We start from the raw sequence: 1,523 nt of genomic DNA, 5'->3' as shown, positions 1-1,523 counted from the left end.
CAACCGCACCGTTGAGCGCGCCGTCGATGATATTGTCTGAAATGACCGCCGTGCCGGCACCCTCGACCACGGACACGACGATACCGGTTCCGGCGTTGCGGATGATGTTGCCCGTAGCGACGACATTGCGCAGGTAGGGACCCCAGCCGATCTGCATGCCATAAAGCGGCGCGTTCTCGATGACGTTGTTGGAAACGGTGGTGTCGGCCTCAACGCCGATGCCGACGCCAAATCCCGGCGAGTCGGCGGGGTAGGGACCGCTGGTCGACAGATTGCGCACGATGTTTCCGGAGCAGACGCCCATGCGGCCGCCTTCGTTGAAATTGACGATCGAGATGCCGTTGGCGGCGCCGTCGACGATGTTGTTGCTGATGATGGCGCCTTCGAACGAGAACTCGGAATAGACCGCCGTTTCGCCCGAGCGCGAGCAGGTGTTACCCGATATCTGCAGGTTGCTGGCGCTGTTGGCGCGGATCGCCGAGAAGGCGCAGTCCGAGACGATGTTGCCCGAGATGACGACATTGCCGGCGCGAAAGGCATTGATGCCGTTGCCGTTCTGCCCGGTTCCGCCGCTGCGTGCCTGGATCCGTTGGACGCGGTTGCCGGTGACCATGGTGCCGTCTTCGGCCACCTGCCAGCGGTGCACGAGGATGCCGCCATTGGCGCAATCGGAGACGGTGTTGCCCGTAATGGACAGCCCGCCAGCCTCGACCGAGTAAATGCCGGCATCGGCGGCGCCCGATATCTCGCTGCGCTCGATCCGGCCGATCGCGTGTTCCAGCGCCAGTCCGTTCTTGCCGCTGCCGGTGATCTGACAATTGTCGATGGCGAGGTGCGCGATACGGCGCAGATCGAGCAGCCCTTGCGTGTAACCGCCCATCGTGCGGTTCGAACCATCAAAGACCAGACCGCTGAGTTCGATATGGTCAGCCTGTTCGGCCATGAAAAGGTGGCCGTCACCGCCGTAAACGACGCGCGTCGCGCCCGGCACGCCGGAAAGCCGCACGCGGCCGGGCAGCGAGAGATTGGAGACGACATAAGTCCCGGGCGGCAGGAACACCGGCATATCGCGGGCATTGGCGTCACGCAGCAGCTTGGCGAAGGCCTTGCTCTGATCGTCTGATGTGCCGGGCTGCACGCCGAGTTCTGTGGCATTGATCGAGCCGCGCATCGAGGCTTTCTCGATGCCGCTCAAGCTTGCGGCCACCGCCTTGCCGAGCGCAAGGCCCATAACGGCAAAGCCTGCGGTCCCGGTCAGCAGCGTTCGTCTGTTCAACATCGGCACAGAATCCCAGCGTTCAAGCCTGATATCGCAGGAATCGTGCCAGCCGTTATGTCTCTCCCACCGAGGCCGCTACGATGGCTTGTCGTGCAGCCTTTCCGCGCCTAAGTTCAAGGAATGAGCAGAGCTTTCACCCGCGAGGAAGACAGCGAAAATGCCATTGCCGGTGTCGGTGAACGGCCAGTCAGCCACCACCGCAATCTGGTGACGGAACGCGGCTTGGCGCAGATCGAGGAGAATC

Annotated in this window: 1 protein-coding gene and 1 pseudogene; one reads left to right on the top strand and one right to left on the bottom strand. The window is 62.9% G+C overall.

Features of this window, described 5'->3' with window-relative positions; translation table 11 throughout:
- On the bottom strand, positions 1-1,279 hold a 1,279-nt coding region (locus EN893_RS33475), incomplete at its 3' end, for a TIGR03808 family TAT-translocated repetitive protein (protein ID WP_128362154.1).
- A gap of 120 nt (positions 1,280-1,399) precedes the next feature.
- Between EN893_RS33475 and EN893_RS39640 the strand changes: the two are divergent.
- Positions 1,400-1,523, top strand: a pseudogene (locus tag EN893_RS39640) (transcription elongation factor); the annotation flags it as partial.

It is taken from the genome of Mesorhizobium sp. M7A.F.Ca.CA.004.04.2.1 (assembly GCF_004022825.1).
GTDB lineage: Bacteria > Pseudomonadota > Alphaproteobacteria > Rhizobiales > Rhizobiaceae > Mesorhizobium.
Note: the sequence above shows the minus strand (reverse complement) of the source record. Positions and strands in the feature narration are given on the sequence as shown.